Source organism: Sphingomonas piscis (genome assembly GCF_011300455.1).
Lineage (GTDB): Bacteria > Pseudomonadota > Alphaproteobacteria > Sphingomonadales > Sphingomonadaceae > Sphingomicrobium > Sphingomicrobium piscis.
The window spans coordinates 1,394,644-1,419,419 of record NZ_CP049869.1 but is presented as its reverse complement, the minus strand read 5'-3'; the positions used below and the strand labels follow the sequence as shown (position 1 = coordinate 1,419,419).

Sequence of the window (24,776 nt, the reverse complement as noted above, 5' to 3'; positions counted from 1 at the left end):
GATCCGTCCTTAGCCGCTGACGGAGGTCCGGCGAATGTCGCGGGCGCGAGTGAGGATGATGTCCTCAAGCTTCTGGACGGTGGCGGCAGAGACGGCCGTGTCGACCCAGACGCCATTCTGTTGCACCTGACGCGCGGCGGCGACGCGCAAGGCATCGGCGCGAAGATCCTGGTCCAGGACCGTGACGGTCAGCTTCACCCGCTCGCCGGGCGCATTGGGATTGGCAAACCAGTCGGTGACGATGACGCCACCATTAGAGTCCGCTTGCAGAAGCGGCGCGAAGGAAACGGTGTCCAACGCGGCCCGCCAAAGATAACTGTTCACGCCGATGGTGGTCACACGCGCCGGCGCCAGATCGGTCGGTATATCGCGGCTGCGACTGCAGGCGCCGACGGTCAGCGCCATCGAGACGGCCAGAATGGATGTGGTGATTAAGCGGGCCATCAAGGTTCCTCGGGCAAGCTGTTCGTGAAGATCGCAACCGCGTTATAGAAGCTCGTCCCTCTCCCGCAAGGCTCCCCACCTGATGAGTCTTGTTGTGAGTCCGCAACAGCCCGGGTGGATTCGGACTCGCGTCATGGAACCTTCATGTTCGCTCGGCTATATCGACTCGCACACAGGGAGAAAGTTTTGGGACTCGCACACGCCTGGAAGGGGATGCTGCCGTTCGCCGCGCTTGCCGCGGCGGCCGTCGTGCTGACCCCAGCGGCGGGTGCTCCGACCAAGCGCAAGCCAGGCGCCGTGTCGCTTAGTTTCGATCCGGTCTTCACCCCCGCCAATGCGGATCCACGACTCGCTGCTGCTTTTGCGCGGCGTGGAAGCGCGCTTGGCGACCTTAAGTTCACACCTGCCGCGGCGCAGGGCCGTCCCTCGCAGGTCCGCATCGCCATCCGTGCGCCGGCGGCGAAGGGCAGCACGCCGGTGACGCGCGCTGCCGCCACCTCGGCAACGACTCTGACGCCGACGAGCTACAATCTTGGCGTTGGTGTCGGCTGGCGCCGCTTCGCGCTTGCGGGTGACGTGGCGAAGTCGTCGGAGACGAACCCCTCGATCGAAGGTCGCGAGAGTGCTTCGGTGGGCGTCAGCTATTCGCTGAAGCAGTTCACCGGACAAGTGGCGGTGAATGCGGATCGCGGTGATGGACGTGGCCTTGCGGCACTCCGCCGGAGCGACAATTACTCGCTCGACGTCGGCGCCTCCTACAACGTTAGCCGTCGGATCGCTGTGACCGGCGGGGTCCGCTACCGCATCGATCGCGACCGGCTGGCCCCGGTTGCCGACAATCGCCGCGACAGCCAGGCGGTCTACGTCGGCACTGCCTTCAAGTTCTAAGTCAAGCAACGCGCCGACACAGGTTAGGCCGGTCAGCGGGTCGGCGCCGCCGCGAAGTCGGTTGACGTCGCCAGCACTCGCGTGACTGCACCTCCGGCACTATAGGCCACCTCCGATGACTGCCGCCGCTCGCCTTCAGCACATCCGAGATGAAGTCGCCCGCGCTGCTACCGTCGCCAAGCGTGAGTCCGGCGACGTGTCACTCATTGCCGTCAGCAAGACGCGCTCCGTCGAGGCAATCGAGGAGCTGATTCGGGCCGGCGTTACCGACTTCGGCGAAAGCCGCGTCCAGGAGGCGCAGGCAAAGTGGCCAGCCTTGCGAGCCGATCACCCACAGATTCGCCTGCATTGCATCGGCCGTCTGCAATCCAACAAGGCCGCGGAAGCTGTGGTGCTGTTCGACGTGATCCACTCGCTTGACCGTCACTCCTTGCTTGATGCGCTGGTGAAGGAAGCTCAGCGGGCAGACCGCAACCCGGCAGTTTACGTACAGGTGAACATCGGCGCCGAAGAGCAAAAGGGAGGCTGCCCTATTCAGGACGTGGGGGCCTTGATCGAGGCAGTCCGCGAGTCGCCGCTGCCCCTCGCGGGTTTGATGGCCATCCCACGGCTGAACGTGGAGCCATCGCCCTTCTTCGCGCTGCTCGCCGACTTGGCGCGGCGTCATGACGTCACCGGTTTGAGCATGGGCATGTCGTCCGACTATCCGGCGGCCGTGAAGCTAGGGGCGACCGCCGTTCGGGTGGGATCGGCGCTGTTCCAGGAATGAGGCCGGACGGGCTGATCTTCGACTTCGACGGAGTGCTGCTGGAAAGCGAATGGGTCAGCAACCGGCACCTTGCCGACTTGCTGACCGAGCTTGGGCATCCCACCAGCGTCGATCATGCACTCACGAACTTTACTGGCTTGAGCGGCCCGGCATTCCTTGACGCTGTGGAACGGCATATCGGCCGGCCGGTACCGGACGAATTTCATCATCAGCGGCGGGAAGAGGATTTGCGGGCGCTTCGCCACGGACTGGAGGCGGTCGCCGGCGCGGTGGGTTTCGTGCGCTCGCTCGATCCGGCGCTTCCCAAGGCGATCGCCTCTTCCAGCACGACGCACTGGATCCGCACTCACCTCGACCACCTAGGCCTGCGGCAGACCTTTGCACCTCACATCTATAGTGGCCACGAGCATGTCGCCAACGGCAAGCCCGCGCCAGACATCTACCTTCATGCGGCGGGGCAGATCGGCATTCCCATCGAGAAGTGCGCGATCATCGAGGATTCGGAAATCGGCGTCTCTGGCGCCGTGGCCTCCGGGGCACGCGTGATCGGGCTTGTGGCGGGCCGGCATTGCGCCGACGGTCATGAGGAACGGTTGCGTGCGCTGGGCGTAAAAGAAATCGCCGGCAGCTTCGATGAAATCGGCGAGTTGCTCGACCTACGCTAGGTGCCCGCTCTTGCGGCGCTTCGTTGCAAGATAATCGGCATTGTGCGGATTGGCCGGCATATGATGCGCCACCCGCTCGACCACCTCGACTCCAGCCGCAACCAGACCCTCGACCTTGGACGGATTATTGGTGAGCAGCCGGACACGATCGGCACCAAGCGCCTTCAACATTGCCGCAGCGTCACCATAGCCGCGGGCATCATCCCCAAACCCAAGCCGCCGGTTTGCGTCCACGGTGTCGAGGCCGCGGTCCTGCAGGGCGTAGGCGCGGATCTTGTTGGCAATTCCGATGCCGCGCCCCTCCTGACGCAGGTAAAGCAGGATGCCTCCGCCGCTCGCGCCGATGATGCGTAGCGCTTCGTGGAGCTGCGGGCCGCAATCGCATTTAAGCGAGCCGAACACATCGCCGGTCAGGCACTCGCTATGAAGGCGGACAAGCGGCGGCTGCCCACCGAAGGCGCCGATCACAAGCGCCACATGCTCCTGACCATCGCCGGCAGCGCGGAAAACGACGATCTGCGTTGGCGGCAAACCCTCCAGCGGCAGTTTCGCACGCGCGGTCAGGGAAACGCCCGGCCGGTGGCCCAACAGGTCCGACGGGTTGACGGTCAGCGCCGTTTCGCCTGCCGGCAACAGCCAGAGCGCCGGCAGTAGTCCTGCAAGTCGCGCCAGCTCCAACGCTGCTGCCGCCTCATCCTCGGCGCTCAGAGGAACGGTGGTGAGCGGTCCCAGCGGCGCGCGGTCGAGATCCTGCCCCGGGTCGGCGATGGAGAGCGCGCCCTGGCGGTCAAGCCAATCTGCCCGCTGGATTGCTACAGGCTGATGCGGGTCGGCGGCGTTGAGATCATTGGCCAGGTAAACAGCGGCGGCCCGCGTGCCGCTGATCAGCAGCCGCGCGGACTGGTGCGGGTCGAGCAAGGCCAGCGTTGAATCGGTGAAAGTTTCGACGGCGGCGAAGCTGTGGTCGCCGACACCGACCGGGCGGCCCGCGCGAAGCGCTGCGATCGCTTCTTCAAGCAGCGCTCCACTCAAACCTGGATCTCACAGATGAGTGGCACATGATCGGACGGGCGTGTCCACGCGCGACACGGCTCCAGCACCTGGTGCGACGCCAAGACGTCGCGCAGCGCCGGCGAGGCCCACATATGGTCGAGCCGCCGCCCACGGTCGTTCTTGGTCCAGTCGGGCGAGCGATAGCTCCACCAGGTGAAGCAGCGCTCCGGTGCCGGCACGAACGTGCGGCCGATGTCGATCCAGTCATGCGCCTGTTGAAGGCGGGTCAGTGCGTCGACTTCGACCGGTGTGTGGCTGACGACATCGAGAAGCGCCTTGTGGCTCCAAACGTCGCATTCCAGCGGCGCGATGTTGAAGTCGCCGACGATCAAAGTCGGCTCGCGCAACTTCTCCGACCAGCGGGTCATCCGCTCCACGAAGTCGAGCTTTTGGCCGAACTTCACGTTCACCGTGCGGTCCGGGATATCGCCGCCCGCGGGCACGTAGACATTTTCGATACGGATCCCGCAGTCGAGCCGGGCGCCGACATGCCGGGCCTCGCCATTGTCCTGCCAGTCATGGGCGCCAGGCTCGTGCAGCGGTACCTTGCTGACGATCGCCACGCCATGATGCATCTTCTGGCCGTTCAGCTGCTGGTGAACATAGCCATGCTCGCGGAAGAAAGAGGCGGGGAAGACGTCGTTGTGCGCCTTGGTCTCCTGCAGGCACAGGATATCCGGTGCCTCTTCCTTGAGCAGCCGCTCGACAATTGGCGTGCGCGCGCGCACCGAATTGATGTTCCAGGAAGCGATCTTAAGCGTGGTCCCCACGTTTATTCCCTAGCCCCGCTGCGCCCGCCGCGCAAAGCCGTTGCCGGACATGGAAAGGCCCTCGCTCCGGGGGCATGGAACGAGGGCCGACCAAGCGTTCGTCACGCAAGGTGTCCGGCGGTGCCCTGGGTAACAGGGGGAAACCCCAGGCAATTGCCGGATCACGCTTGCTTTTAGACCAGGCAGGCTGACGCCGCGATGAACAGGTTGCCGATTGCTACTGGTCTTTAGGCCTATCTTTTCTTCGGATCGCGGAACGTAAACGCCGACGCCGGCACCGCGACATTGTAGCGGACATTGCTCAGCTTGACCGTTGTGCGCTTGTTCTGCGCGTCGATCGCCGTCCAGCCATAGAGGGATAGGCCGCCCGGCGCTGATGCGTTGCGGGTGAAGACGAGGATGAGGGTGCCATAGGCCGCACGGCTCGCCCGGACGGTGATCACGCGCGGGTCGGCGCTCGGCAGGATCTTGGCGGAGCGAACGTCCGGATTGCTCGAGAGCAGAAGGCCGAGCGGCGTGCGGTTCAGCGCGTAGCTGCTCTTTTGCCCAACCGTGTAATCGAGGAACCAGAGACGGCTGCCGTCTGCCACCAGCAACAGATCGCCGCTGCCATATTGGAAGCGTACTCGGCCAGGGCGCTTGATCTGCAGCGTGCCGGCGGAAGAACGCCCACGCGCGTCGGTCTGAGTGAAGTTGGCGCTCATCGAATCTACCGCGCGCAGATGCGCTTGCACTTTGGCGAGATCGGCATTCTGAGCCGCTGCTGGCGCCGCTGCGGCCACGATCGCCAGCGGCGTCAGGGCGCGCGCGAAGTTGGTCGCGTAAGTCATGGGAACACTCCTGGATTGTTTCGCCCCGGCTAGGGCTCCGGCATTGAATGCGTTCTGAACCTTACGGTTCCGGTCCGTTCATGTGTTCGGATCAGATCGGATGGCCGTCCGTGTCCATCAGCACTTCGCGGCGGCCGACATGGTCTGGCTGCCCGACCTTGCCGTCTTTCTCCATCCGCTCGATGAGCCGAGCCGCGCTGTTATAGCCGATGCGCAGCTGCCGTTGAATGTAAGAGGTCGACGCCTTCTGGCTTTCGGCAACCACCTGCACCGCTTTCTTGTAGAGTGCCGTTTCGGCGTCATCTTCCTCGGTCGGCTGGCCGTCAAAGAGGTAGCCGCCGTCCTCCGGTTCTTCGGTTACGGCCTGGATATAGTCGGGCACGCCCTGACGCCGCCAATGCTCCGCGACCCCGCGCACCTCCTCGTCGCTGACGAACGGACCGTGGACACGCAATATCTGCTTGCCACCGGGCATGTAGAGCATGTCGCCCTTGCCCAGCAGCTGTTCGGCGCCCTGCTCGCCAAGGATCGTGCGGCTGTCGATCTTGCTCGTGACCTGGAAACTGATGCGGGTGGGAAGGTTCGCCTTGATAACGCCCGTGATCACGTCGACCGAGGGCCGCTGAGTCGCCATGATCAGGTGGATTCCGGCGGCGCGAGCCTTCTGTGCCAACCGCTGGATCAGGAACTCGACTTCCTTGCCGGCGGTCATCATCAAGTCGGCAAGCTCGTCAACTACCACCACGATCTGGGGCAGAACCTCATATTCCAGCTCTTCGGTCTCGTAGACGGGCTGGCCGGTTTCGGCGTTGTAGCCGGTCTGGACCCGCCGCCCGAGCTGCGCCCCCTTCGCCTTCGCCTCACGCACCTTGGCATTGAAGCTCGGCAGGGCGCGAACGCCGAGGCTCGCCATCATGCGATAGCGCTCCTCCATCTGCTCGACGGTCCACTTCAGCGCACGGATCGCCTTGGCAGGCTCGGTGACAACCGGCGACAGCAGGTGAGGAATGTCGTCATAGATGCTGAGCTCCAGCATCTTGGGGTCGATCATGATCATCCGGCACTGGTCCGGGCTCAGCCGGTAGAGCAGCGACAGGATCATGCAATTAAGGCCCACCGACTTACCCGACCCGGTGGTGCCGGCGACGAGAAGGTGCGGCATCGGCGCGAGGTCGGCAATCACCGGGTCGCCGGCGATATTCTTGCCGAGGATCAACGGGAGGGCCATTGCCTGATCCTCGAACGCCTGGCTCCCGACCAGCTCCGACAGGCTCACCGTCTCGCGCTTCTGATTGGGAAGCTCGATGCCGATCACGCTGCGACCGGGGATAGTGGCGACGCGGGCAGACAATGCGGACATGTTGCGGGCGATGTCGTCGGCGAGCTGGATCACCCGGCTCGCCTTGATCCCGCTTGCCGGCTCCAGCTCGTACATGGTGACCACGGGACCGGGGCGGACCTCGACGATGTCGCCGCGGACGTGGAAATCCTCGAGCACGGACTCGAGCAGACGGGCATTGCGTTCAAGGCCGGCTCGATCGATCTGCGTCTTGCCTTGTTCCGGTGGCGCGGCGAGCAGGTCGATCGACGGCAGCTGGTAATTGTCGCCAAGCGCGAGGCTTGGCTGCGCCCCCGACTTGGTCCTGGCACCAGGTTTGGCGGGCGCGATCTGGCGCGACGGTTCGGCGACGGCCACCGCCGGCCGCGATTTGGGCGGAGCGGCTGCGGGGGCACGCTCCGCCTGCTCCATGGTCCGGCGCGGCGCCGCTTTCTTCTCGGACGGGGTGCGCCGGAAAAGGCCGCTGGCCCAGCCCTTCTCCTCTGCCTGAAGTCCTAGCGACCAATAGCCGAGCACCAGGCCGCCGATGGCGAACAAGAGGAGCAGGGTCAGCCGCAGCGGACCCGAGATGGCAGCATTGGGGATCAGCCCGATGCCTGCTTCGATCAGGGTTGCAAGCTCCAGAGCAACGGCGCCTCCCCAGCCGCTGGGCAGGCCTGAAACGGCCGACTTGCTGTTCAGGCTAAGTGCAATGCCAAGAACCAGCGCGCCGGCTGCGGCGATGCCGAGCGACCTTGCCAGGCGAGCGCCGGTCCGAAGCCTGAGCAGCCGAACGCCCGCAAGCGCAACAGGAGGCAAAAGCAGCGCGGCCGGTATGCCGAGCAGCAGAAGCAGCAGGTCACTGACGAAAGCACCGGGTGCGCCGATCCAATTGCTGGGCGGGCCACCGGCGGCGGTCATCAGCGAGGGGTCCGTCGAATGGTAGGTCGCCAACGCCACGGCGGTTGCGACGGCCAGCGCCAGCAGCACCATTCCTGTGACTCGAATCAGCAGATTGCGCATCGCCAGACGCAGGGAATCGCGCCAGTCCGGCCCAATGTCGCGCTTGCGAGCCCCCGCCGCTGCGGTTGCCATCGTTTCTACCCCGCCCAAAAAGTCTGCGCGGGAGAATGCCTTGCCGCCGACTCCCGGGTCAAGCTTTCTGTCTTGGCGTCACTCGGCTAGGGCATCGCTCATGGATCGCGCTGACGTAATCATCCTTGGTGGCGGGCTCGTGGGACTGGCGACCGCCTCGGCGCTGGATGCCAGCGGCATTTCCTCCATCATCGTCGACCCTGCCGATCCGGATCAGCGTGTCGGGATGGCGTTCGATGGCCGGACCTCGGCCGTGTCCTCGAGTTCGATGCGGATGCTGGAGGCGATCGGGGTGATCGATCATCTCCCCGTCCCGGGTTGCCCCATCCTTCGCATCAGTGTCGCGGACGGGTTGCAGCCGGGCGCGCTGCACTTCGATCCGCCCGCCGATGATGGGGAGCCGCTCGGCTGGATGCACGAGAACCGCCATCTCCGCGCGGCGCTCCGTGCGCGTGCCGAAGCGGGCAAGAGTATCTGGCCGATCTGGAAGTCCTCCCCGGCGTACATCGAGCGCGGAGATCATGGCGTCAGCGTAGCGCTGGCCGACGGTCGTCGCCTCCATGCGCCCTTGATGATCGCCGCTGACGGACGCAACTCGGCGGTTCGAGACATGGCCGGGATCCGCATGGCCAACTGGCGCTACAAGCATCAGGCGATCGTCTCGACATTGCGCCACCAGCGTGCGCACGACAATGTCGCGTACGAGATTTTCTTCCCGACAGGCCCGTTCGCTCTGTTGCCGATGACCGATGACGAGGAAGGTCACCGATCGGCGATCGTCTGGTCCGTTCCCGAGGCCGACGCTGCGGGCTGGATGTCGCTAAGCGATGAGCAATTCGCTGCGGAAGCAGAGTCGGCCATGGGCGGCTTTCTCGGGTCGATTGCCATGGCGGCGCCTCGCTCGACCTACCCGCTCGGCTTTCATCACGCCGCGGAGATTACGGCGCAGCGGTTGGCGTTGGTCGGCGATTCGGCGCACGCGATCCATCCGATTGCCGGGCAAGGCCTCAATCTCGGCTTTCGCGACGCTGCTGCCCTGGCGCAGGTGATCGTCGAGGGGGCACGGCTTGGGCTCGACCTAGGCGATGCGCAATTGCTCGCCCGTTACCAGCGCTGGCGGTCGCTCGACTCGCTGATGGTGTCCGTGGCGACCGACAGCTTGACCCGGCTGTACGGCGTTCCCGGACGCACCGCATCGGCGGTGCGCCGCTTTGGCATGGGCGTCGTCAACCGCCTAGGCCCGATCCGCAACCGGCTGATGGCCGAAGCCCGCGGAACTAGCGGCGACCTCCCCCTGCTGCTGCGCGGGCTGCCGATCTGATTATTGGATCGACGGCTCCGCGTCCGCACCGCCGCGCAGGGTGAGCCGCTGGAACTGCATCAGCTGAACCAGCAGGTCGGCACGCTCGGCTAGGCTCGCAGCCTCGAGCAGCACCTGCTTTGCGCCAACGTCGAACGGCGCCACCTGGGCGATGGCATTGACCAGCATCTCGTCATCCAGCCGGCCGACAGCCTGCCAGTCCACCGATAAACCCATGGCATCACCCAGCCGCCTAGCCTCCCGCTCAACTTCCGCCCGCGCGGCGAGCCCGAGCGGTTCCGGCTCCGTTTCGTCGAACGCGGCAGGGTCGATAGTGGCGTTGCGGTAAGCGGTGCCCAAATCCTCTTCCGCCAACAACCGGAACCGCCCCGAACCCAGCAGAACGATGTTGAAGCGGCCGTCATCCAGCTCCTCGACGTTGACGACCTCGCCGATGCACCCGACGTCGTAAAGCTCGCCGTGCTCGCCCTTGGGCTGGATCATCCCGATGCGGGCGCTCGACGCCATGACGTCACGAACCATCTCCCGGTACCGCGGCTCGAAGATGTGCAGCGGTAGCTGGGAGCGTGGGAAAAGAATCGCACCCGCCAGCGGGAAGATGGGAATGCGGGTCAAGTGAACAGCAACGCCGACAAGCGCCGACGTTGCTCACGCGACCATGGATCGGCGATGCCCTCCGCCTCCAGCAACTGCAGGAAGCGTTGGCGGGCGGCACCCTCGTTCCATTCGCGATCGCGTTGTACGATGTCGAGCAACGCATCCGCGGCCCCGTCACGGTCGCCCGCTGCTGCCTTGGCACCCGCCAGTTCGAAGCGGGCATCAAGATCGTCGGGATTGCCGGAAATCCGTTCCTCGATCGCGCTGAAGTCGGCGGCAGGTGCGCTGCTTGCCAATTCGAGTGCGGCCCTTGCGCGTGCAATCGCCGGCTTGGCCTTACTCTCATCGGACAGGCCGTCGACTACCGCTTGAGCCTCCTCGCGCTCGCCGGCCGCGAGCAGGCTGCGCACCAGGCCGCCGATCACCTGCTCGTCGTCCGGCACCATTTCCTGGATCTGACGGAAGATGTTGACTGCGCGCGGCGCATCGCCGTCCGCCAGCACCTGCTCCGCCATCTCGATCAGGGGGCGATCTGCGCCTGCTGCGCTGCCTCCTCACCCTCGATGTGCAATTGGCCGAGCAACTGGTCGAGCGCGCGGGCGATCTGACTTTCGGTGCGATAATTGGTGAGGTCGGCAACGGGTTGGCCGCGGTAGAGCGCGTAGACCGTCGGCACGGACTGAATCCGAAATTGCGCTGCGATCATCTTGTCCTGGTCGACGTCGACCCGCACCAGTTTGACCGCCTTCGTGGAATAATCGGCGGCAACCTTGTCGAGGATGGGCGAGAGCTGCTTGCACGGGCCACACCATTCGGCGGTGAATTGAAGCACCACCAGATTGGTCATCGACGGCTGGATGACGTCCTGTTCGAAGCGTGCAATCGCCTCGCGTTCCGATTCGTTCAGCCCCAAAGTCGCCACGTGTGCTCCTTGCTTGGTGTCGCAGACAGGGAGCTCATATGGGCGGCAGCGTCTCTTCTCACAAGCGGCGCCGCGGCCCCTTGCAGTCCCGGCGCGGCCCGTGCTAGGCGCCCGCCACCCTGCCGACGGTCACCGACCGCGGTTCAGCGCCAGAGCGGGCGTAGCTCAGGGGTAGAGCACAACCTTGCCAAGGTTGGGGTCGAGGGTTCGAATCCCTTCGCCCGCTCCAGTTTTCTGCTGATTTTAAAGTTACCACCTTTCGAGGAGGTAACGCATAGGTAACTGCGATTGGGCCTATAAGCCTTCACGTCCTATGAACCTATTGCTCGGTTGTCACGTGCAGTAAGGTACTGGCATCGCGTTCAACCCAGCGAAGTTCGACGTGCTCGAGGCCGAGATCACGGTTTTGGGCGAATACCGTCCTTGGGGCTGGCACAAGGAGCAGGGCGGGAACGGGGGCGACTATCCGGTTCACAGCAGCCGGGTCCTCGACCTGAAAAAGCGATACGAACGCGGGCTGAGGTACTTCGCCGACTATATGGTGCCGCGGATTAAGACGGCCTACGCGATTGCCGTCGTACCTTCCCATGACGCCGCAAAGGCTTCGAAGTCCGGAGTGCACGACTTGGCCGACCGACTAATCGAGAAGCTGCATGGGCTGACCAGTGCCGGTGCATGCCTTGTGCGGCATACAACGGTTCCCAAATTGGCGACGGGCGGCGATCGAAGCATTGAGACCCATCTGAACTCTATTAGGGTCGACAACGTCGATCGGATCAGAGGTCGGGTCGTGCTCTTGCTTGACGACGTCACAACGTCCGGCAATTCGCTTCTCGCCTGCCGGCGGCTACTGCTGGAGGCTGGCGCAGCCGACGTGAAGTTAGTCGCTCTGGCGCGAACGACCCATTAAGAGTTCAGACGCTCGAGAACGTCTTCGACTCGCTCGAGCACCACTGTCTTCTCGTACGGCAGGAACTTAGCTGGCCAAGACAGGCCACGATCCTCCACGACTGACTTAGCTATGAATAGCCAACGGCCGAGCTTCATGCATTCGGCGCTTTGGTGAAGCGTACCTGACGTATCGGATGCCTCGATTACGACCGTAGCGTCGGAGATGGCTGCCATAAGCCGGTTCCGTTCCGGGAAGTGTGACCTGAATGTCCGCGTGCCGACCGGGAACTGTGAGATAAGTAGATGATCCCGGTAAATTGTCTCTTGGAGCGCCGCATTCTTCGCCGGGTAAGCCTTGTCGATCGGAGTACCAATCACGGCCGCGACCCGGCCGCCAACGGTCATCGCTTCAGTGAGCGCTTCCGTATCAACGCCTTCGGCCAGGCCGGAGACCACTGCGACGCCGCTCGTCGCGAGCCCGCGGGCCAGCTTGCGGGCGCGTGCGGCGCCAGCCGGAGAAACTTTGCGAGTGCCGACAATCGCCACAGCCGGAGCTTGAAGGGAGTCGAGGTGGCCGGCACACCAAATCGGCTTGGTCGTGCGGCGCTTCTGGTGACCCGCTTCCCTACCGAATACCAGATCAAGCTGCTTCGCTTCGAAAGGCGCGCCGCCGTGCCGGGCCAGCAGTTCCGATAGATCAATTTCACGGACAGCAGAGGGCGGAGTGTACGCCATTTCGCGGGCGATGGGCGAGAATTGGCGTGTGTGCAAGGCAAGGTCGTTCATGCGCGGTGCCAGCCTATTCCAAGATGCTCGGTAATAGCAGATTCATCATGCAGATTCAAATGCTTAGCGCCGAGCTCAAGCGACTCAAATCGTTGATGTTTTTGTCGCGGCGGACAATTTCGTGCGTCGCAGCGTAAGAACCAAATCGTAGGCATGAACGCGACGAAGTAGAACCGACGCTGCTTGACCCTGGGCACCCCGGGCCGAGTTTCGGCTTTCACCGACCGTGTGCAACTATGTCGCTGCTTCGCCGGGGAGGTTTGATGAGGCTGATGTTGATGCTGAGTGCTGCGGTTCTTCTTACGTCGTGCGACCCTCCGGTGCGACATTCGGAGGCCGAGGACATTGCAGAAGATCACGCGGAGGCTGCCGCCGCGAAAGTTCGTGCGCAAGTGGAGGAGCTGGAAAGCAGAGTCGAGGAGATCAAGTCGAAGCTCGAGCGGTCCACGAGCGATGTCAGTGCCCTTCAGGGCCAAGTGAATCACAATGCTCGTATCGCGAATGAGAATGCTCGTATCGAGAACGAAGCGGCCGCTGCTGCGATGACTAAGAGAGGCGCTTGTGGTTACGAAACGGTTCAACTCGAGAACGGCGGCACAATCTATCGCCCGCGTCAGTGCACCATTGCTGACTTGAAGCAATGACGTCCTTACTCTTGGCCTCTAGCGCCGATGCCGCAGAGCTATCCCAATCTGCGAGCGCTTGATCGCGTGCTCACTGCCGGCAGCATCCGATTTCGCCTAGCCTAAAGCATAGAGGTCCTTAGCAGGAACGGAGAGGCTGATGTCTGGCCAGGGGCTTGAACAAGCGATGTGCAATGAACTGTATGAGATCCACCAAGGTTATTGCTTGTGGAAACACGAAGAGGCCGACGAGAACTTAGCAGGCGCGGGCCGAGGGCAAAGAGAGAACTTGATCATGAGGCTGTTACGCAGCCTTCTTTAGGAATCTAACGCGGTGAGGCCCAAGTCCGATTTTCAGGTGCTTGGCGCATTGTTGATCGCGGCCAAAGATCCTCAGCTAAGCCCTCACCTAAGGGCTGAGTCTACCCGTGCCATGCACAACCGGCTCATGCTCATGTTGCGAGCAGAAGCTCGACATCTGATCACCGACCTCAGTCCGAAGGAAGCCAGTCTGCTATCCGAGGTTACATGTTTTGTTCTTGAACGACCTAGCACCAGTAAGCGCGCGGCGGAGATAATCATGCGTGCCTTCAGTTCGCTCGATCCTCTGCAGGCTCGACCGGAGCGATAGGTTTCCTGGCAGAATTTCCGCTTAAACTATGATAAAGAAGGTGCTTCGCGGTCTAGGCGCGGATGTGTGCTATTTGTCTGAACTCAGACCAAAATGCGGCGCCCCGGCACAGGCGTTACCTATTTGGTTTCCTAAATAGTTCCAGTCGAAGTCCTGTAGAGGAGGGCAGAAGGCAGACCTCAACCCTGACACGGTTGTCACCCGCTTTCATAGTGCTCGGCAGTGAATATCTGAGTGCCAACTGATATGGCACGCACGCGCCGCATGCCGCCTTTTCGGAGGCTCCTGCGCGTGCGCGTGCGCGAGAAACATCACCCAGACTGGGCGAGCACTAGTGACTGGGTGCTTATAGCCTTAAGGTATTGGTAGACGGTCTCTCGGCTCACTCCCAGGTCACGGGCTACTGCTGACTTCGACTCGCCTCCGTCTAGACGCCGCCTCAACTCAAGGACTTGAGAATCGGAAAGTGCCCGCTTCCGGCCTCGATAGGCGCCCCGCTTTTTAGCGAGAACAATCCCTTCAAGCTGCCGTTCGCGGATGAGCGCCCGTTCGAACTCGGCGAAAGCTCCCATTACAGAAAGCATTAGGTTAGCGATGGGTGAGTCCTCGCCGCTGAAAACCAGGCGCTCTTTTATGAACTCTACTCGAACTCCTCGGCCGGTCAGGGATTGAACCAGCTTACGAAGGTCATCAAGGTTGCGCGCGAGCCTATCCATGCTGTGCACGACAACTGTGTCGCCTTCCCGAACATACGAAAGCATGGCCTCAAGTTGAGGCCGCTCCACGTCCTTGCCCGACGCTCTCTCAGAGAAAATCCTGTCGACCTCCATCCCTTCGAGCTGCCGATCGAGGTTCTGGTCAGCGGAACTCACACGGGTGTAGCCGAAACGGTATCCCTTCATGACCCGATCTCCCATTGTCAGGATAGGATCTTAAACTTCTGTAGCCGATTGTCAAAAAACATAGTAACTAACCCCAACCTGACGATTTTCAGTGCATCGTTGGACGTCAAATTAGGCTACACCTCAGATTGGCACCAAGTCTCAGGCAGACGTAAGCCGCGAGTCAAGCTGGCTTCGTGCCTCTTCAGCCATGGTGAACTTCAGCTTACGAGCCAAAGCGCCGCAAAGCAGAACTTCCGCTTTCGACCCAAAGCGGACATTGCGAGGTTGCTGACGCCCTTGCAACAGCGGCCGAGTAGGCCCCGCGGAAGGCACTGCTTCTCGCGGGGCTACTCTTCCAAGCTTCACGAAGCTTGAGCCGGATTTTCGATGGCCTAAGCAGCCTTCTTCCACTGGGGCTGAAGTTCGACGTGGTGCGGGCAAGGAGCCACCTGCCCTTGCGGCAGCCCTGCAAGCTCGTTGGCGAATTGATGATTGACGTCGCGGTGATGAGCTTCGTCGGCCCGAACAACCAGAACCACGTCCCGCAGCGTAGCACCGCCAGGCAGACCCCAGTAGCGCTTGGCGATAGCTGGAGCCGGGACATTGTCCGAGCGGCCCTCGTCGATCTCCTTGAGGTAGTGGGTGTAGCTGATCACTGCTTCTTCCTCGAAGTAGCCGACTACGCGGTGCGCCGTCTTGGAGCTGATCAGGTATAAAGCGAAGAAGAAGCAGTAGAAGACCCATTGGACGCCGATGATGACTGCGCGTTCGAAAATGGTCGGCTTACTGATCTCGATGAAGGTCATCAGGTGCATGCGCTCATTTTCCGCTTCGTCCATCAGCGTGCGGATCCAGCCCTTGTCGTCGCACATACGGCGGAGGCAGTGCAGGTGATTGATGGTGGCACCAACCATGCCCGGAACAGCCGCAACTGTCTCCAGAACCACTGCGCGATGGCCGTAGCGCTCGGCAAAGAAAGTATCCGCCGTCCAACGCAGAAGCTTGGTGAAAGCGTAAGCCACTCGGTCCGAAGCACCCTTCGGCTGGTGATGAACGCTGAGGTCGATGAAGGGTTCGGTCATGTTTGTCTCCAGATCTCCAGCGTTACCGCTGACCAGGAGCCAGATAGGCGGCGACCACTAGCCTAGAACTACGGAATAGTCCGTAGTCCCGCCTTAAGGCTTACTTCGCTGTGCCTTCCACCCACGCGAGCGCATTGTCACGCTCATCCGGCATGAAGGTCCGATAGCTTATGAAGGGCAGCATGGCGCTCTCGATACGGGTGCCTGCCCGTATCCACGCTTGGTCCGCAACTACCGCTACCCTGCCGAACTGTGACAGCTTGCCTAACAGAGGCATCGCTCTCGCCACGTAGCTCGGGAGGCCTGTGAGTTCGATCCCGTCAATTCCGTGCGTCTCGACAAAGACGTGGACCTTGTCGTCAGCGGACATAGCTTCGTCCAAGCCATCCATGATCCGGTCGAGGTCTGCGCCTGTAATCTTGTTCGACACTCTGAGTGCCAGCACGTTCGGGGCACTTTCGATTATTTCAAACATTTCGACTCCCCCGCTCGCTCCGTGCAGAAGCGATCCTACCTCTATCGTCCAAGTTCCACCGGCTGGTTCATCTCAACGACGTCGCACTTCCAATTGAGCTCCTTGGAAACCCGCCCCTGAAGGGCACGCGCGGAGTCAGGCTCTCCATGAACAATCAAGAGTCGCTCAGGTGGTGCTTCAAAGCCTCCAAGCCACCGCATAATTTCATCTGAATCAGCATGGGCCGAGAGCATCGACAGCTCCGTGACTTCTGCCCGAATGTCCACCCAGCTGCCGTGGATCTTCACCTGCCGTTCGCCTTCGATCATCTTCCGGCCGCGAGTGCCCTCCGCCTGATAGCCTGAGAAGAGGATGGTGCTCCGCGGGTCGGTGCCGAAGGCCTTGATGTGATGCAGGACGCGCCCGCCCGTAGCCATTCCGCTTGCGGATATGATGACCTTCGGCATCGGATTGCCGGAAAGCGCCTTGGACCCGTCGACATCCGGGACATAGGTGGCCACTCGGCAGACGTCCCGACAGGCTTCTTCATCCAGCCGGTGGTCTCTCGGATGTGCGAAAAGCAGGCTTGTCGCATCCGTTGCCATCGGGCTGTCAACGTAGATCGGCACCAAGGGTAACCGGCCGGCCTTTTTCAACTGCCAGAAATAGTAGAGTAGCGACTGAACCCTTCCGACCGCAAAGGCAGGCACGATGACCGTTCCGCCGCGGCGCACCGTGCGCTCCACGATGTCGAGAATGGCAGTTGGCGCATCCACCTTCTCGTGCAAACGACTGCCGTATGTAGATTCGACGATTACGATGTCGGCCCGTGATACCATTTCCGGATCGGGCATCATCGGATCGTCAAAGCGACCCAGATCACCGGAAAACAGGATCGCCTTGCCAGCAGTCCGGATCTCCGCTGTGGCAGCCCCAAGAATGTGACCTGCCGGCCGGAAGAGGATGTCCGCGCCGCCGGGAAGGGGCGCCCGCTTGTGCATCGGCAGCGGCCTGAACAAATCAAAGCAGTTCTCGACGTCGATGCGCCGATACAATGGCATAGCCGGAGCGTGGCGGCTGTAACCGAACTTGTTGGCCAGTTCGGCGTCTTTCTCCTGAAGAAAGGCGCTGTCGAGCAGGATCAGCTTAGCAACGTCAATCGACGCAGGTGTCCCGAAGATCGGTCCCGAGAAGCCGTCCTTTACCAGCCGAGGCAAATAGCCAGTGTGATCCAGGTGAGCATGCGTCAGAACCACCGCGTCGATTGAACACGGATCAATCGGAAGTGGCTGCCAGTTGAGCTCACGCAATTCCTTGCGTCCCTGGAAAAGCCCGCAGTCGATCAGCAATCGGTGCTTGCCGGATTGAAGCAGGTGTTTGGAACCTGTCACAGTTCCAGCGCCGCCAAAACTCGTTAGACGAACGCCAGCATTTGACGAGCGCATCATCGTGCTTGCTCGCCCAAGCGCTGGAGCTTGTTCAGCCATCGGTCTCGGTGGTGGGGGCTGCCTTCAACGGCGCCGATGACTGCCTGGCGAACCGGCGAGAAGCCAACGAAGCCGAGTATGTTTCGCTTCAGGCTCTTAAGGCTGTGAGCGCGATATACGAGGCTGTAGAAGGCAGCTGGCATCCCCATTGATACCACCACACGCGCCGACCTGCCCTTCAGTAGCTTTTCGGGAAAGCCATTGTGGCGGTAGCGAAAGGCGAAAGTAGGACGCGCTACTTGTTCGAGAAAGCCTTTAAGAAGGGCCGGAATGTCGCCAAGCCACATTGGATAGAAGATGGCGACGTGCTCGGCCCATTGTAGGGCGTCTTGCGCCTCTCTGATGTCACTGACTGGAGGAGCATCGTTCCATTCACGCTGAGACCGAAGAATTGGAAAGTTAAGCCGGGCTACATCGATCCGGCGAACATTATGAAACGCTGTTTCTGCGCCCTCTTGATAGGCGCTGGCGGCCGCATGGACGAAGTGGTCCATATTCGGATCGGGATGCCCGTCGATGATTAGAATTCGGCTCATTTGTTTGCCCGCCCCAGACGTGTTCGAAGTGCGCTTCCGCACCTGGGCCTTTTTCACCGAACGCCGGACGGGCCAACATAAGTAATAGTCCGTGGTGCGTGCCGGGCCTCGCTGCGCCAATATTCAGATCGGCATTCAGCCATCGCGCAGCGCTAAGGTTCACATGAAAGTCTCCGTTTTCAGCACCAAAAGCTATGATCGACAGTTCCTCGATCAGTCGAATGTCATCGCTGGAGCAGTTCACCGCATCAGCTACTTCGAAGCGCATCTGGATGCCTCCACTGCGGCCCTGGCGCGCGGCAGTGAAGTCGTGTGCCCCTTCGTCAATGATCAAGTCGATCGCGACATTCTCGAGATACTCGCGAGGCAGGGAACGCGTTTGATCGCGCTCCGAGGCGCAGGCTTCAACAATGTAGATCTAGCAGCAGCTGCAGAACTTGGGATCGCAGTGGCTAGGGTTCCGGCTTACTCCCCTCATGCCATTGCCGAGCATACGGTTGCGTTGATCCTTGCCTTGGACCGGAAGATCCACCGAGCCTACGCCCGAGTTCGAGAAGGGAACTTCTCCTTGGAGGGTCTACTTGGTTTCGATCTTCATGGTCGCACCATCGGCATTATCGGGACCGGTCGCATCGGCACCGTGTTCGCGCGCATCATGGCCGGCTTCGGGTGCCAGTTGCTGGCTTTCGATCCAGTTGAAAGCGAGGACGTGAAGGGGCTGGGCGGCAGATATGTGCCGCTAAACGAATTGCTTTCATCCTCGGACGTAATCACGTTGCATTGCCCGCTGACGCCCGAAACGCGCCACCTGATCGATCGCCAAGCCATCGAACGGATGAAGCGAGGCGTCATGCTCATCAACACCAGCCGAGGCGCGGTTGTCGACACCACGGCGATCGTCGCGGGCTTGAAGTCGGGGACCATCGCGCACCTCGGCCTCGACGTTTATGAGGAGGAAGGCGACCTCTTCTTCGAGGATCTATCGGACCAAGCCATCCGGGACGACCTCTTTGCGCGGTTACTCACCTTTCCGAACGTGCTCATCACCGGGCACCAGGCATTCTTTACGAGCGAGGCCATGCAGGCCATTGCTGAGACGACTATCGCGAACATCGCGGCGTTTGAGGCCTCGGGCAAGCCGCTGCACGAAGTGACGGCCGACGCGCATCTCCGGCACGTGCAAGAAAAGGGCCTGCGAGCTTGAACTGGGGCGATCAAGCTCTTGGGCTCGCCACTGCCACCTGTGCCGGCCTGCTGATCGGCATCGAGCGCGGGTGGAGGCTTCAAGGTGCTACCGATGGTCACCGCGTCGCCGGGGTGCGCACCTTTACCTTGCTTGGCATGCTCGGTGGCCTTGCCGGTATTCTCGGCGACGTCGGACAAGGCTTTGCGGCCGCAGCGATCATCGGTGCTGCAGCCCTTATAATCGCGTTTAGCTACGTCCGTCGCAGCGGCGAGGACGGCAAACCCGATGCGACGAGCGCAATTACTGCTCTTCTGACGCTCGGGCTCGGCATGATTGCGGGGAGTGGCACCCCTTCACTGGCAATTGCCGCAGCGGCGCTCGTCACCCTGGTGCTTGCGATGAAGGCAGAGGTGCATCGCCTCATAGCCAAGTTGGACGCCGAGGACGTGAAGGCACTTGCGCGGTTCGCCGTGATAGCCGCGGCAGTGCTGCCCTTCCTGCCCAGCGGCGACTATGGGCCATATGGGGCCTGGGATCCGCAGAAGCTTTGGCTCGTGGTGGTTCTGGTCACCGGATTTTCCTTCGCCGGCTATATTGCCAACCGGATCTTCGGTGCGCGGCATGGGACAGTTGCGACTGCGGTTATAGGGGGCGCTTACAGCTCGACCGCCGTGACGCAGTCACTGGCACAGCGGCTGGGGTCAGGACAGGCAGGCGGCACAGAGCCGGCAGGGATCGCCCTTGCGAGCGCCGTCATGTATCTTCGCGTCCTCATATTGGTGGCGGTGCTTGCAACTTCGGTGCTGTTGCCCTTCGCATTGCTGGTCGCCCCGGCGCTGCTGATCGCTTGGCTCGCAGGCGTTTTGCTCTATCGGACGGCGAGCAGGTCGGAGGGTCCCACTCCTCCAGGGAACCCAATCGCTATCGTTCCGGCGCTTGGGTTCCTTCTGTTTCTCGCCGCCGCAGCTGTCGCGGCCAGATGGGCCGAACACAGGTTTGGCGATCAGGGCCTGGCGATCCTCATCCTGCTGATGGGCAGCGTAGATGTCGATGCCGCGATTGTAACCGTGGGTGGCTTGAAGCCTGACGCAATCGCACCGGCCCTTGCTGCCATAGCCCTCGGGGGACCATTCTCGCCAATATGGCCGTGAAAGTCGGCGTCACCCTGGTGTATGCGCGCGGTCGCGGTCGGTCGGCTGCCGTCGCCCTGGCCGCCAGCATGGCCGTATTGTCGGCGGGCCTCATCATCAGCCTAAACCGATTGTAACTCACCGACGCGTCGTGCGAGTCCAAATCTGCGACTTGCACAGTAACCGACCGACAGCGCAGCCGCTGACACGGAGCTGCTCAGCGTTTAGCAGTTTGATTTCACCCGAGGTGGTCTGATTGCGGTCGGCAATGAAGAACTTGCCCTTCCAACGGCGATCTCCCGCAGGCGCAAAGTTCCTCATCAATTCGGTTCCGACAAGTTGGGGCGTTCCGCCGTGGCGTGCATCGGCAAGCGCCTTGTCAGACGCCCATAGTGCGCGACCGCAGTAAAGCCGCTTACTGCATTGACGGACCTCCACGACAACCGTGCCGGCTGGGTTCATCCAGAAACCCTCTGGCGACGCTGCAGGCGCCGCTACCTGAAGCAGAAGCGATGCGACTACCGCTGCGAGCATAGCGGACTAGAAGTCTTTGAGCGGCGCCGGGGTGTTTCCAAACCCCCAGTCGTCGTCCCGCGCTGGATCCAATTGCGTGAGTTCATCCTTTTTGACGGCGAGCAGATCGGTGTGTCCAAAACCCATCGCGTAATCTAGGATGCTTATGATACTGCAGTCGGCGCGCATCACGGCCGTGCCATCGGCCAACTGCAAGCGCTTGAGCGCCGGATGTCGGATAATGACTTGATCAATGGCTCGGCGCCGCTGCGCAGCATCGCGCACCTCTGAAGCTCGAGCTGCGATCGAGAGGCCGCGGATACTGCCGGGATGATGGAAGTCTCGCCCAATGGCGATGGAGACCCGGTCGTCCCAGCAAATGTTCTTAAACTTTTGGCTCTCGGGAGACACGACGAAATAGAGAACTAGTTCATCGTTCGCGTAACTCACCATGGTCGCCTGCGGCCACCCATCGGGCCGGACGGTGGCGAGAGCCATAATCCTGTTTTCGTCCAGGATCCTGACGGCCTTGTCCTTCATCCAACCATCCTGACGCGTAAGAGAGATCCGGGTCTTGCGAAGGTGTCGGGCTGGGGATCGCGAGTCTCCGCAAGACCTGTTGACCTGTTCGCACCTCCGGCGCCCAACTTCATATAGGTGAAGTCCCGTATCTCGTCGGGAGCGCGCCGCGGTGATCGGAAGATACGGGAAAACCCTGATTCAACGTCTCAGCGAAAAGCTCAAAATGTCCGCGATGCTGGCGGCCTGTCCCCAGCACAAACAGGAGAAAGCCAATGCTAGGCGATACTCAGATGCTCATCGACCGGCCCGCCGCAGCACAAAGCGCCCGGCAGCCCGCCGTTAAATGCATTCTGCTTCACGTTCAGGACGATACCTCCCTCGAAGAGCGATTTGAAACGGCACTTTCCCTGGCCCGCGCATCGTCGGGACATCTCAGGTGCCTCCATGTCACGCCTATCGAAGCCTACGTGGCGTTCGACACCTTTGGCGGGATCTTCGTCATGGACGACGTCATCGACGCGCTCGGAGATGCGGAAAAGCAGCTGCGTGCGCGCGTGGAGGAGAAGTTGCGCGGCGAGGACGTGACGTGGGATTATGTCGAGATCACAGGAAACGTCGTCGCTCAGATTCTTAAACACGCCTCTCTGGCCGACATCGTGATCACTGGTCGTGAGCCCCACAGAACCGACTTCGCCGGCCCGGCGATCGGCATCCTTGGTGACCTGCTCCAAAGGTCTCGGACCCCTTTACTAATCCCGTCCAGCAAAGGCTCTCCATTCGATCCGACCGGGCCCGCGTTGATTGCATGGGACGGGAGTTCGGAAGCGGCGGATGCAGTTCGGTCCTCCTTAAAACTGCTTCAGGGCGCATCGGAGGTGCGTGTCCTCCGTGTCGATCAGGAGCGTTCTGAGGCGTTCCCAGGAACCCAGCTGCTGGAATATCTTTCGCGTCACGGCATCCACGCCGAGCTGACGGTCAACACGAACAGCAGTGGCGGCGGAGACGACTACGTTGCAGGCTGCATCATGAGCCAGGCTCAGCGGATGGGCGCTTACCTCGTGATGGGCGGCTACAGCCATACTCGGATCGGCGAATTCCTGTTCGGCGGCGTAACCCGGACGGTGCTGCAAGACTGCCAGGTGCCGCTGGTCATTGCCCATTAACCCCATAGCGGTGGGGTGCGGAATGCCGCATCTCACCGCCGTTCAGTTCTTCGCTTCCTCAGCCGCAAAGGCGATGCGGAGCGCTTCCGACAAGCTCCGCACCTCAAGCTTCGACATGACATTCGATCTGTGGATCTCCACGGTCCGTGGGCTGATACCAAGATCATAGGCGATGGTTTTGTTGGGCAGGCCCTGAGCGAGCCCGTCCAGCACCTCACGCTCGCGGGCGGTTAAAGCCTGTAGCTTGACCAGAGAGTCCTGAGCGCGGTTCGCCAAAACTTCCGATTTCTCGATCCGCTTGAATGCACGGTCGAGTGCGGCAAGCAAAAGGGACTTTTCGAACGGTTTTTCGATGAAATCGGTCGCGCCCGCCTTCATCGCCCTTACTGCAAGACTCACGTCGCCATGACCAGTCATGATGATGACGGGAAGCGACACACCCTTGTCCAGCAGGGCCTGCTGCACATCCAGGCCATCCATTCCTGGCATCCGAATGTCGAGAAGTATGCAGCCAGTCTCGAGACTTGTTTCCTTCAAGAGATCCACGCCGGACTCGTGGCTGACGACGCGAAAACCTGATGTTTTCAGCATAAAGCCAACCGAGCGACGGATCGCGTCATCGTCGTCTACGAGATGCACCACTTTCGCTTCATCGCTCATCGGCTTGCTCCTGCTACCGGCAACGTGAACTGAAATATTGTGCCGCAGTCAGCTGCGGGCTCAAACCAGATGCGTCCACCATGCGCTTCCACGATGGTCCTGCAAATTGAGAGCCCGATGCCCATGCCGCTCTCCTTCGAGGTTACGAATGGCTGAAACAACTGGTCTGCCAGTTCGTGGGTGATGCCGGTTCCGCTGTCTTCAACGCTGACGGTTACAAAGCCGACCGGCCCCGCGTCGGACCGAATGAGCAGCATGCGATCCTTGCTGTCCATCATCGCATCCATCCCATTTCGAATGAGGTTCACCAGCACCTGCTGGATTTGAATGCGATCAATGAATACCTGCTCGGCAGCTGGGTCGAGCTCGACCTGAACTTCAATCCCGTATTCCCGCGAACCCACCAGCGCCAGAGCGTTTGCTTCGCTTATCAGCCGCGGCAGGTTCTCTGCTCGCCGTTCCGTGTCCCCGCGGCTTACGAATTCTCTGAGCCGCTTAACAATCATGCCCGCCCGCAGGGCCTGCTGTGCTGCATCGTCGAGCGCTTCCCGCACCATGTCCAAAGTCGCGTCATCGGGCTGCCTGGAGAGCAGGCTGCGAGCGCCCTCGCAGTATGTGGCGATAGCCGTGAGCGGCTGATTTAATTCGTGGGCAAGGGAAGAGGCGAGCGTTCCCATCTCACTGACCCTTCCAACGTGAGCGAGTTCCGATTGTAGATCTTGGAGCGTCAGCTCGGTCTTCTGTCGGCGAGTAATGTCATGAATAAAGCCGGTGAATATTCGTTTCTCGCCGATCCAGGCCTCTCCGATCGAGAGTTCGATGGGGAACGTATAGCCATCGCGGTGAAGAGCCGTTGTTACCCGGCCGATACCTATGATCTTGCGTTCGCCGGTCGCCCGGTAATGCTTGAGATAGCCGTCGTGACGCTCCCGATCGGGCGATGGCATGAGCATAGCTACGTTTTCCCCGAGCACTTCGGCTTCGGAGAAACCGAACAGCTTTTCTGCTGCTGCGCTGAAAGAAAGGATGCCACCTCGCTCGTCTATCACCACCATCGCGTCGGGAACGGTGGCGAGGATCGAGCGCAGGTGCGCCTCGCCATCGTCCACGGAATTTTCAGCTCGATCCATGGGCGCATTTAGTAGCATTAGCAGCCAGTAAGGTCACCCAGACGACTTCACTCGAGCTGCTTAATGAAGGCGACTTTGAAGGGAAGTTCACTTCCATCAGCGGCGGTGACCATGACCTTCTCACCCAACTTCAAAGGTTGCGGGGCCATATCGAACATTGGTGCGGTGCCCCCGGGCGAGTCTTTCAAAATCCCTCCGTCAGGTCCAGCGCGAATGCGGCCGCGCCGGTCCGGTTCTGACGCCCAGAAACGACGGATGGTCGCGCGCGATGGCTGTTTAGATACTTCGCCCCAGTCGACCATGCCCTTTTCGTCGATCGGTAGTCGCAAGAGAAAGGCGCGGCTGACTGACCCACTGGGAAAATCAGGCGTCCTGGCTAGTTCCAGGCGAATGGAATTCCATTTCATGCCCCGCACCTGCCGGAGC

General features: G+C 61.5%; 26 protein-coding genes, 1 tRNA gene and 1 pseudogene. 10 read left to right on the top strand and 18 right to left on the bottom strand.

Annotated elements, in window-relative coordinates:
* Nucleotides 1-9: 9 nt before the first annotated feature.
* On the bottom strand, nt 10-405 hold the full coding sequence (locus G7077_RS07050; protein ID WP_425505317.1) for a DUF3576 domain-containing protein: 396 nt from the start codon (nt 403-405) through the stop codon (nt 10-12).
* Nucleotides 406-630: 225 nt separating this feature from the next.
* On the opposite strand from G7077_RS07050, the gene G7077_RS07045 reads away from it, so the two are divergent.
* From G7077_RS07045 to G7077_RS07035, 3 genes are all read left to right on the top strand, one after another.
* Entirely contained in the window at nt 631-1,332 is a 702-nt protein-coding gene (locus tag G7077_RS07045; RefSeq protein ID WP_246167094.1) for a porin, read from the top strand.
* 115 nt (nt 1,333-1,447) lie between these two features.
* Nucleotides 1,448-2,101: a YggS family pyridoxal phosphate-dependent enzyme gene (locus G7077_RS07040; protein ID WP_166411083.1), complete on the top strand. Its 654-nt coding sequence runs from the start codon at nt 1,448-1,450 to the stop codon at nt 2,099-2,101.
* Entirely contained in the window at nt 2,098-2,766 is a 669-nt protein-coding gene (locus G7077_RS07035) for an HAD family hydrolase (protein WP_166411082.1), read from the top strand. Before G7077_RS07040 ends, G7077_RS07035 begins: the two co-directional genes overlap by 4 nt.
* On the opposite strand, the gene ribA is transcribed toward G7077_RS07035, so the two are convergent.
* From ribA to G7077_RS07015, 4 genes are all read right to left on the bottom strand, one after another.
* On the bottom strand, nt 2,758-3,798 hold the full coding sequence (gene ribA, locus G7077_RS07030; RefSeq protein WP_166411081.1) for a GTP cyclohydrolase II: 1,041 nt from the start codon (nt 3,796-3,798) through the stop codon (nt 2,758-2,760). The genes G7077_RS07035 and ribA overlap by 9 nt on opposite strands.
* The gene (locus G7077_RS07025) at nt 3,795-4,589 is read right to left on the bottom strand and encodes an exodeoxyribonuclease III (RefSeq protein WP_166411080.1); all 795 of its coding nucleotides are present in this window, start codon (nt 4,587-4,589) and stop codon (nt 3,795-3,797) included. Before G7077_RS07025 ends, ribA begins: the two co-directional genes overlap by 4 nt.
* Nucleotides 4,590-4,822: 233 nt before the next feature.
* The gene (locus G7077_RS07020) at nt 4,823-5,419 is read right to left on the bottom strand and encodes a LolA family protein (RefSeq protein WP_166411079.1); all 597 of its coding nucleotides are present in this window, start codon (nt 5,417-5,419) and stop codon (nt 4,823-4,825) included.
* Nucleotides 5,420-5,510: 91 nt separating this feature from the next.
* On the bottom strand, nt 5,511-7,832 hold the full coding sequence (locus G7077_RS07015) for an FtsK/SpoIIIE family DNA translocase (protein ID WP_425505271.1): 2,322 nt from the start codon (nt 7,830-7,832) through the stop codon (nt 5,511-5,513).
* Between the two features lie 100 nt (nt 7,833-7,932).
* On the opposite strand from G7077_RS07015, the gene G7077_RS07010 reads away from it, so the two are divergent.
* Nucleotides 7,933-9,153 carry a UbiH/UbiF/VisC/COQ6 family ubiquinone biosynthesis hydroxylase gene (locus tag G7077_RS07010; RefSeq protein WP_166411078.1) on the top strand — a complete coding sequence of 407 codons (1,221 nt, stop codon included), beginning with the start codon at nt 7,933-7,935 and terminating at the stop codon, nt 9,151-9,153.
* Here the strand turns inward: G7077_RS07010 and G7077_RS07005 are convergent, their stop codons facing one another.
* Both G7077_RS07005 and G7077_RS07000 read right to left on the bottom strand, forming a co-directional pair.
* A complete protein-coding gene (locus G7077_RS07005) occupies nt 9,154-9,768 on the bottom strand; it encodes an LON peptidase substrate-binding domain-containing protein (protein ID WP_166411077.1) in 615 nt (204 codons plus the stop codon).
* A pseudogene (locus tag G7077_RS07000) lies at nt 9,765-10,672 on the bottom strand (tetratricopeptide repeat protein). The gene G7077_RS07005 and the pseudogene G7077_RS07000 overlap by 4 nt, the downstream one beginning before the upstream one ends.
* 154 nt (nt 10,673-10,826) lie before the next feature.
* On the opposite strand from G7077_RS07000, the gene G7077_RS06995 reads away from it, so the two are divergent.
* Together G7077_RS06995 and G7077_RS06990 are read left to right on the top strand one after the other, a co-directional pair.
* A tRNA-Gly gene (locus tag G7077_RS06995) sits at nt 10,827-10,901 on the top strand.
* 153 nt (nt 10,902-11,054) lie between these two features.
* Nucleotides 11,055-11,582 carry a ComF family protein gene (locus G7077_RS06990; RefSeq protein ID WP_166411076.1) on the top strand — a complete coding sequence of 176 codons (528 nt, stop codon included), beginning with the start codon at nt 11,055-11,057 and terminating at the stop codon, nt 11,580-11,582.
* Here G7077_RS06990 and G7077_RS06985 read toward each other — a convergent pair.
* Complete coding sequence (locus tag G7077_RS06985) at nt 11,579-12,349, bottom strand: DNA-processing protein DprA (RefSeq protein ID WP_206367603.1); 771 nt, start codon at nt 12,347-12,349, stop codon at nt 11,579-11,581. The genes G7077_RS06990 and G7077_RS06985 overlap by 4 nt on opposite strands.
* 263 nt (nt 12,350-12,612) lie before the next feature.
* Between G7077_RS06985 and G7077_RS06980 the strand changes: the two genes are divergently transcribed.
* Nucleotides 12,613-12,993 carry a hypothetical protein gene (locus tag G7077_RS06980; RefSeq protein WP_166411075.1) on the top strand — a complete coding sequence of 127 codons (381 nt, stop codon included), beginning with the start codon at nt 12,613-12,615 and terminating at the stop codon, nt 12,991-12,993.
* A 921-nt stretch (nt 12,994-13,914) separates the two neighbouring features.
* On the opposite strand, the gene G7077_RS06975 is transcribed toward G7077_RS06980, so the two are convergent.
* From G7077_RS06975 to G7077_RS06955, 5 genes are all read right to left on the bottom strand, one after another.
* Complete coding sequence (locus G7077_RS06975) at nt 13,915-14,505, bottom strand: recombinase family protein (RefSeq protein ID WP_166411074.1); 591 nt, start codon at nt 14,503-14,505, stop codon at nt 13,915-13,917.
* Nucleotides 14,506-14,879: 374 nt separating this feature from the next.
* Nucleotides 14,880-15,569, bottom strand: a complete 690-nt coding sequence (locus G7077_RS06970) for an alternative oxidase (protein ID WP_166411073.1) — start codon at nt 15,567-15,569, stop codon at nt 14,880-14,882.
* Between the two features lie 100 nt (nt 15,570-15,669).
* A complete protein-coding gene (locus G7077_RS06965) occupies nt 15,670-16,044 on the bottom strand; it encodes a SpoIIAA family protein (protein WP_166411072.1) in 375 nt (124 codons plus the stop codon).
* Between the two features lie 41 nt (nt 16,045-16,085).
* Nucleotides 16,086-17,414, bottom strand: a complete 1,329-nt coding sequence (locus G7077_RS06960; protein ID WP_246167093.1) for an MBL fold metallo-hydrolase RNA specificity domain-containing protein — start codon at nt 17,412-17,414, stop codon at nt 16,086-16,088.
* A 53-nt stretch (nt 17,415-17,467) separates the two neighbouring features.
* Nucleotides 17,468-18,046 carry an NAD(P)H-dependent oxidoreductase gene (locus G7077_RS06955; RefSeq protein ID WP_166411071.1) on the bottom strand — a complete coding sequence of 193 codons (579 nt, stop codon included), beginning with the start codon at nt 18,044-18,046 and terminating at the stop codon, nt 17,468-17,470.
* A 163-nt stretch (nt 18,047-18,209) separates the two neighbouring features.
* Between G7077_RS06955 and G7077_RS06950 the strand changes: the two genes are divergently transcribed.
* Nucleotides 18,210-19,250, top strand: coding sequence for a 2-hydroxyacid dehydrogenase (locus G7077_RS06950; protein ID WP_166412378.1), 1,041 nt, complete (start codon nt 18,210-18,212; stop codon nt 19,248-19,250).
* A complete protein-coding gene (locus G7077_RS06945) occupies nt 19,247-20,383 on the top strand; it encodes an MgtC/SapB family protein (protein ID WP_166411070.1) in 1,137 nt (378 codons plus the stop codon). Before G7077_RS06950 ends, G7077_RS06945 begins: the two co-directional genes overlap by 4 nt.
* A gap of 117 nt (nt 20,384-20,500) precedes the next feature.
* On the opposite strand, the gene G7077_RS14510 is transcribed toward G7077_RS06945, so the two are convergent.
* On the bottom strand, nt 20,501-20,824 hold the full coding sequence (locus tag G7077_RS14510; RefSeq protein ID WP_166411069.1) for a DUF2147 domain-containing protein: 324 nt from the start codon (nt 20,822-20,824) through the stop codon (nt 20,501-20,503).
* Nucleotides 20,825-20,902: 78 nt separating this feature from the next.
* Entirely contained in the window at nt 20,903-21,415 is a 513-nt protein-coding gene (locus G7077_RS06935) for a pyridoxamine 5'-phosphate oxidase family protein (protein WP_166411068.1), read from the bottom strand.
* A 254-nt stretch (nt 21,416-21,669) separates the two neighbouring features.
* Here G7077_RS06935 and G7077_RS06930 point away from each other — a divergent pair, with 254 nt between their 5' ends.
* The gene (locus tag G7077_RS06930; protein WP_166411067.1) at nt 21,670-22,560 is read left to right on the top strand and encodes a universal stress protein; all 891 of its coding nucleotides are present in this window, start codon (nt 21,670-21,672) and stop codon (nt 22,558-22,560) included.
* Nucleotides 22,561-22,602: 42 nt separating this feature from the next.
* Here G7077_RS06930 and G7077_RS06925 read toward each other — a convergent pair whose 3' ends face one another.
* From G7077_RS06925 to G7077_RS06915, 3 genes are all read right to left on the bottom strand, one after another.
* Nucleotides 22,603-23,220 carry a response regulator transcription factor gene (locus G7077_RS06925; RefSeq protein WP_166411066.1) on the bottom strand — a complete coding sequence of 206 codons (618 nt, stop codon included), beginning with the start codon at nt 23,218-23,220 and terminating at the stop codon, nt 22,603-22,605.
* Nucleotides 23,217-24,329, bottom strand: coding sequence for a sensor histidine kinase (locus G7077_RS06920; RefSeq protein WP_246167092.1), 1,113 nt, complete (start codon nt 24,327-24,329; stop codon nt 23,217-23,219). The genes G7077_RS06925 and G7077_RS06920 overlap by 4 nt, the downstream gene beginning before the upstream one ends.
* A 68-nt stretch (nt 24,330-24,397) precedes the next feature.
* Nucleotides 24,398-24,757 carry a hypothetical protein gene (locus G7077_RS06915; RefSeq protein ID WP_166411064.1) on the bottom strand — a complete coding sequence of 120 codons (360 nt, stop codon included), beginning with the start codon at nt 24,755-24,757 and terminating at the stop codon, nt 24,398-24,400.
* Nucleotides 24,758-24,776 lie beyond the last annotated feature (19 nt).

Excerpts from the sequence above, each read along its gene's own strand:
- G7077_RS07050 (WP_425505317.1), bottom strand. The coding sequence starts at position 405 with ATGGCGCTGACCGTCGGCGCCTGCAGTCGCAGCCGCGATATACCGACC.
- G7077_RS07040 (WP_166411083.1), top strand. The coding sequence starts at position 1,448 with ATGACTGCCGCCGCTCGCCTTCAGCACATCCGAGATGAAGTCGCCCGC.
- G7077_RS07035 (WP_166411082.1), top strand. The coding sequence starts at position 2,098 with ATGAGGCCGGACGGGCTGATCTTCGACTTCGACGGAGTGCTGCTGGAA.
- G7077_RS07020 (WP_166411079.1), bottom strand. The coding sequence starts at position 5,419 with ATGACTTACGCGACCAACTTCGCGCGCGCCCTGACGCCGCTGGCGATC.
- G7077_RS07015 (WP_425505271.1), bottom strand. The coding sequence starts at position 7,832 with ATGGCAACCGCAGCGGCGGGGGCTCGCAAGCGCGACATTGGGCCGGAC.
- G7077_RS07010 (WP_166411078.1), top strand. The coding sequence starts at position 7,933 with ATGGATCGCGCTGACGTAATCATCCTTGGTGGCGGGCTCGTGGGACTG.
- G7077_RS06985 (WP_206367603.1), bottom strand. The coding sequence starts at position 12,349 with ATGAACGACCTTGCCTTGCACACACGCCAATTCTCGCCCATCGCCCGC.
- G7077_RS06980 (WP_166411075.1), top strand. The coding sequence starts at position 12,613 with ATGAGGCTGATGTTGATGCTGAGTGCTGCGGTTCTTCTTACGTCGTGC.
- G7077_RS06975 (WP_166411074.1), bottom strand. The coding sequence starts at position 14,505 with ATGAAGGGATACCGTTTCGGCTACACCCGTGTGAGTTCCGCTGACCAG.
- G7077_RS06970 (WP_166411073.1), bottom strand. The coding sequence starts at position 15,569 with ATGACCGAACCCTTCATCGACCTCAGCGTTCATCACCAGCCGAAGGGT.
- G7077_RS06965 (WP_166411072.1), bottom strand. The coding sequence starts at position 16,044 with ATGTTTGAAATAATCGAAAGTGCCCCGAACGTGCTGGCACTCAGAGTG.
- G7077_RS06955 (WP_166411071.1), bottom strand. The coding sequence starts at position 18,046 with ATGAGCCGAATTCTAATCATCGACGGGCATCCCGATCCGAATATGGAC.
- G7077_RS06950 (WP_166412378.1), top strand. The coding sequence starts at position 18,210 with ATGAAAGTCTCCGTTTTCAGCACCAAAAGCTATGATCGACAGTTCCTC.
- G7077_RS14510 (WP_166411069.1), bottom strand. The coding sequence starts at position 20,824 with ATGAACCCAGCCGGCACGGTTGTCGTGGAGGTCCGTCAATGCAGTAAG.
- G7077_RS06935 (WP_166411068.1), bottom strand. The coding sequence starts at position 21,415 with ATGAAGGACAAGGCCGTCAGGATCCTGGACGAAAACAGGATTATGGCT.
- G7077_RS06930 (WP_166411067.1), top strand. The coding sequence starts at position 21,670 with ATGCTAGGCGATACTCAGATGCTCATCGACCGGCCCGCCGCAGCACAA.
- G7077_RS06925 (WP_166411066.1), bottom strand. The coding sequence starts at position 23,220 with ATGAGCGATGAAGCGAAAGTGGTGCATCTCGTAGACGACGATGACGCG.
- G7077_RS06915 (WP_166411064.1), bottom strand. The coding sequence starts at position 24,757 with ATGAAATGGAATTCCATTCGCCTGGAACTAGCCAGGACGCCTGATTTT.